Origin of the sequence: Prosthecobacter sp. (genome assembly GCF_044373815.1) — a bacterium.
In the GTDB taxonomy this organism is placed as follows: domain Bacteria; phylum Verrucomicrobiota; class Verrucomicrobiia; order Verrucomicrobiales; family Verrucomicrobiaceae; genus Prosthecobacter.
Genome location: NZ_JBIPNG010000470.1, coordinates 1 through 5,209 on the forward strand (window position 1 = coordinate 1; position 5,209 = coordinate 5,209).

General features: G+C 59.6%; 5 protein-coding genes. 2 read left to right on the forward strand and 3 right to left on the reverse strand.

Annotated elements, in window-relative coordinates:
* Positions 1 to 1,012 (forward strand): tetratricopeptide repeat protein (locus ACIREA_RS26255; protein ID WP_397385286.1); only part of this gene is annotated, 1,012 nt, incomplete at its 5' end.
* Positions 1,013 to 1,055: 43 nt separating this feature from the next.
* Entirely contained in the window at positions 1,056 to 1,505 is a 450-nt protein-coding gene (locus ACIREA_RS26260) for a hypothetical protein (protein WP_397385287.1), read from the forward strand.
* A gap of 7 nt (positions 1,506 to 1,512) precedes the next feature.
* On the opposite strand, the gene ACIREA_RS26265 is transcribed toward ACIREA_RS26260, so the two are convergent.
* The 3 genes from ACIREA_RS26265 to ACIREA_RS26275 form a co-directional block, all read right to left on the reverse strand.
* Positions 1,513 to 3,666, reverse strand: coding sequence for a RecQ family ATP-dependent DNA helicase (locus ACIREA_RS26265; RefSeq protein WP_397385288.1), 2,154 nt, complete (start codon positions 3,664 to 3,666; stop codon positions 1,513 to 1,515).
* Between the two features lie 117 nt (positions 3,667 to 3,783).
* On the reverse strand, positions 3,784 to 4,869 hold the full coding sequence (locus ACIREA_RS26270; protein ID WP_397385289.1) for a sugar phosphate isomerase/epimerase family protein: 1,086 nt from the start codon (positions 4,867 to 4,869) through the stop codon (positions 3,784 to 3,786).
* 157 nt (positions 4,870 to 5,026) lie between these two features.
* On the reverse strand, positions 5,027 to 5,209 hold a 183-nt coding region (locus tag ACIREA_RS26275; protein WP_397385290.1), incomplete at its 5' end, for a hypothetical protein.

The following is a 5,209-nucleotide window of genomic DNA, read 5'->3' on the forward strand; positions in this document are numbered from 1 at the left end:
TCTGCTCGAAGGTACTCGCTATGCCGAAGCCTCCCGAGTCGCGCTCGATTCTCTGCGTGCCTTGAAGCCCACTGACTCCATCCCGCCGCGCCTCATGCAGCGGGCGCTGCATGCCACTCGTGCCGCAGGAGAATCCGCCGAACTCCTGCCCTGGATCGAGCGCCAGCTGCGCACCTGCCCAGACCACCAGCGCTCACTGAAAGAGCTCGCTTCGGCAGCAGCCATCGACCCTGAATATCGCCGCTGGCTGAACGAAGGCGCCAGCATCGCCGATCTCAATCATCTGACCAGCATCGCCTGCGAGATGTACTTCCGTCTCGCAGCCATCGGTGAAACCCATGTGCTGGCACGCTTGCACGCTCTGGCCACCCAGATCGGGCACGGCAAAGAACTGACCGAAGTGCTCGCCAGCCTGCATGGCCGCTTCTCTCCTGTGCAACTGGCACAGGCGCTGACAGACGGCGATGCACCTGCGGCTGCTCGCACACTGCTCGCCACCCACCTCCAGTCATCGCCCGATGACCGCGCAGGCTGGCGTTTGCTCACACAGCTCGACATCATGCTGCGCGGCGAATCCTCCGCTCCGATGCTGTGGGAAGGCTTCCTCAAACGCTTCCCCGACGATGCTCCCGCTTTGCAGCACCTCGCCAGACTGCAAGTCTCCGCAGCGCAGGCTTCCCAGGCCCTGCGCACACTGCAGTCCATCCCCGGCGCGCAGCTCGATGCCCCCACGCTTCGCCTCATCGCCGCTCTTGCCATCCAGCTCGATGACATTCCCGCCGCCCATCGTGCGCAGCAGCTTCTCATCGAGTCTTCACCCCACCCCGCTGTCAGCGATGTCCTCGCCCTTGCCACCACCACGCTTCAGCATCCTGAAGGTGGAGCGGCACAGGCGGCATTGACGGATGCTCTCGCCAAACTTCCCGCCGGCACCGCGCTCCACCAATCCCTCACCGCCTTGTCCGGCATCAGCGAAGCAACGCCTTTCAATACAGCGGCAAAGACCGAATAAAGACCGCAGTTGATTCGCTGCGTGTCGGAGTCACGTTCAGCGCATGAACCTCCGTTACGTCTTCCTGCTCCTCCTGCTCATCCTCACCACTGCCGGTTGCAGCACACTTCCACGTGATGAATACGCTCGCCGTCAGGTTTATGAGCGACGCTTGCGCAGTCTCGAATTCCCCGTCAGCCGCGCCCGCCTCTACAAAACCCTGCGCCCAGCTTCACCCGCATCTCCCACCGGTCAAACCGGCTCAGGCCTCCTCACCGGCAGCGAATTTTACCGCCTGGACGACATCTTCGTGGTCGAAATGTCCGTCGTGTACAAAGCGGTGACCGGTATCGACGACTACCTCAATCCCGCCCCCACCGTCGGCAGCCAGGTCCGCTCCATTCTCGATGCCTCTCGCAGCATCGAAAACTTCATGGATCGCGGCACCCCGGAACATCCAGCTGACATCATTCAAAAAGCACGCATCCTGAAGCGCCCGGTCATGCGCTATTAATCCGGTCTCACCCGTGCTTTTTGATGATCTGAATGAAGTCCGGCAAATACTCCTTCGCCTTCTTCTCCCCCACCCCGCGAATCTTGAGCCCCGCCTCAATCGTCTTCGGTTTTAGTCGCGTCATAAACTCCAGCGTTTGATTGCTGAAAATAATATAAGGCGGCACGCCTTCAGATTCCGCCAGAGTGCTGCGATGCCGCTTGAGCTTCTCAAACAGCGCATCATCAAAACCAAGCTCACGCGCGGCCAGTTCTTCATTCATCGCCGTCTTGCCCTTCGGCTTCGTCACCGGCGCATGCATCGAAGGCCAGCGCATCTTCACGTTCAGGCCCTTTTTCATCACCTCCGCGCCGCGTGAAGTCAGCGTGACTTTCGGATACTCACCGCTGCTGGTCTCGATGAGCCCGAGCTTTTCAATTTCGGCAAACAGCGGGTTAAGCGCATGCGTGCCCACATCCTTGAGCAGCCCATAAGTCGTGAGCTGGTCATGCCCCGCGTCCACGATCTCCTTCGACTTGCTGCCCACCAGCATCTGGATGATACGCCCTTTGCCAAAACGACCTTCCCAGGTGCCATCCGCGTGCTTCGTGGACATTCGCGCAATACCGCTCAGCGCCTGCCTCAGCATGGTAACCTCGTCCGCTCCCCCTTCACGCGGTGGCTGCACGCCCTCCGCCCGGCACACATCGCAGGTGCCGCAGGGTGTGCTTTCGCTCTCACCAAAGTAGCGCAAAATCTGCTCCTGCCGGCAGGCCTTGTCGTCATAGCAGAGCTCGACCATCGCCTTGAGCTTCGAGCGGTCACGGCGGTCTTTCTCCTTGAGGGCGTCCGTGTCGAACTTCAAATCTCGCGTCAGCACGTTCGGCTGCAGCAGCCTCGTGCCACGGATGCGTTTGCCGGGAATGTCAAAGCGCTCGATGTAGTCGTTCCGGTTTAGGAAACTCAGAGCCGAGCCGATCGCCATGCTGTTCTTCGCGCCGGAACGCTCCGTGATGTCATCAATCGAAGCCTGCACCTCATGATTGGAGTCCGCCGCATTCAGCAGCGTCTGGTACACATTGCGGATGATGTCCACGCTGGGGTTGTTCCCATCGATGAAGAACTCCTGCGTCTTCGTGTCGGCAAAATTGAAGAACAGATCGCACTGCGAAGGCTCGCCATCGCGTCCCGCACGGCCCGCCTCCTGGTAGTAGGCCTCCACGCTTCCGGGCACATCGAAGTGCACCACAAACCTCACGTCAGAGCGGTCGATGCCCATGCCAAACGCGTTCGTAGCCACAGCCACATCCGCCTTCTTCGTGATGAACTTCGTCTGCCGCGACTCACGCTCCTTGTCATCCAGCCCGCCATGGTACTCGATCACCTTGATCTTCCACGAACGCAGCTCCTCGCCCACCTCCTCCACCCGTTTGCGCGTGGAGCAGTAGATGATGCCCGTCTTGAACTGCGTGATGATCTTCTTCAGCCGGTCATACTTGTCTGAGTTCGATTTCGTATGAACAATGTTCAGGCTCAGGTTCGGCCGCTCAAAGCCACGAATCGTCACAAACGGATCACGCAGCGCGAGCGTCTGCAAAATATCGTCCCTCACCTCCGGCGTAGCCGTCGCGGTCAGGGCCACCACTTGCGGCCGATCCAGCTGCGCCAGCGCCTCGCCCAGCCGCATGTAATCCGGTCGAAAATCATGCCCCCATTGCGAGAGACAGTGCGCCTCATCCACCGCCACCAGCGCGATCTGCACCTGCCTCAGCGCATTCGTAAATGCCCGGCTGCGAAACCGCTCCGGCGCCACATACACCAGCTTGTAATCCCCACGCCGCAACGCTTCGATGCGCTCCTGCTGCTCCCCCAGCGAGATCGAGCTGTTGATCAGCGTCGCAGGAATACCCCGCCGCTCCAGCGCATCCACCTGATCCTTCATCAAGGCAATCAGCGGACTCACCACCACCGTCACGCCGTCCATCACCATCGCAGGAAGCTGATAGCACAGGGATTTGCCGCCACCGGTGGGCATGATCACCATCGTGTCGCGCCCGCTCAGGATGCTCGCCATCACCGTTTCCTGACCGTCCAGGAACTCCCGAAAGCCAAAATACTTCTGCAACGCCATCTTGGCGTCGTGAATGGGAGTGGAGGCTGCTGTTGGGAGAAGTTCGGACACGGACGCTCGATCATGCATGCAAGGAGGAATGCCCGCAAGAACCCTCAAAAATTAACCTCCGCGCAAATCACCGGCTTGTTCAATTTTTTGCATCCTTTTGCACCTCTTTGCGGCCACTCAATGCTCATCCTTCTTCCCCGCCGCCTTCGGCTTCAGTGAAGGCGTAAAGCCATACTTCTCCCCCGCCTGACGCAGGCATTTCACAATATTGCTCTCCTCCAACCCCAGCGCCGCCTCAAGGTTGAGCCCGCTCGTCTTGGGCATCTTCTCCGCCTTACGCTCGCGCACCATCGCAAGGGTTCGCGCCAGTTCCGTGCCGGGCTTGTCAGGGAAAGTGGCCCAATAGGTCGGTTTGAGGCAGTGAATGTCGAGCGGATCACGCGTGATCATCTCCAAGTGGTAGTCGATCTGCGGATTATACTTCTCAAACAAAGCAAACATCCGCGGCAGATCCAGGATGCCCTCTCCCAGCGGCACTTCGGCCAGCAGAAAACCCGTCGCCGTCTCCTGCACCGCCATGTCCTTGATGTGCGTGGTCACCGCAAAAGGCGCGAGCGTTTCAACGACCGTCATCGGATCTTCCAGCAAAGCGATGCTGTTGCCCGTATCGACACACGCACCCATGTGCGGACTGCTGAGTCGGCCCAGCACCTCCGCGAGCTCCGCCGCATGAAAATCCTTGTGATTCTCAATGCCAATCTTCACCTTCTGCCTCCGCGCCACCGGCTCCGCAAGCTGCATGGACTTAAATGCCCCGTCCTTCCAGTGCTTGAAGTCCTCAAGGCTGGTAAACAGCTCATAGCGCCTGCCGCCCGTGGCCGAACGAAAAATCGTGGCTCCCGCCTCCTTGGCGATCCGCACCTCCTGCTCAAAGCGCCCCACATCATTCTCATTCTTCGGCAGAGTGATGCTGCCCTCCAGCTTCATGCCATAAGATTCACAGGTCGCGCGCACCTTGCCCGCAAACTCACTCGTCCACCCACCCACCAGCGTCTGCACCGCCCCCACGCCAAGGTCACGCACATGATCCAGAACATCCAGCGCATGCTCAAACGGCGGATACTTCAAATGGGAGTACTTCCCCTGCCAGCGCTTCCAGTACGAATGAATCACAATCCCCATCTTCTTCCCCCGCAGGGCTCCCGATGAAGGCAGCACAGCCGCGAAAGCAGCAGCAGAGGTGAGAAAAGTACGACGGGTCATGCGGCTTCAGTGAACGTGCATCAAAAAGAAATCATTTCTCCCACTTGATCAGCAATCTTCCTGCCGAAACAACAATTCACGTATTTAGTTTTGAAGGGGCGCAGCCATGAGTCGCAGTCAGCTAAGGAGATGTGTCGCTCGCATTCGATCCAACTCCTCAGCACCAAAGGTGCGGCCTGTCGCAGCCCAGGGCATGCCGAGCCTGGGCGAGGTCGCCCTGGGTCAATGTCACGCGTTTTCGGGAAGCAAACCCAGCACCTTCTTCGCACACCGCGTCCACCAGCAGCGTGTGCAAAGAGTTCCGCCGCACCAAGCGAGTGCCGCCAGCTCCAAACTCACG

Bases quoted from the DNA above. Each gene is read 5' to 3' on its own strand.
- ACIREA_RS26260 (WP_397385287.1), top strand. From the start codon at position 1,056: ATGAACCTCCGTTACGTCTTCCTGCTCCTCCTGCTCATCCTCACCACT.
- ACIREA_RS26270 (WP_397385289.1), bottom strand. From the start codon at position 4,869: ATGACCCGTCGTACTTTTCTCACCTCTGCTGCTGCTTTCGCGGCTGTG.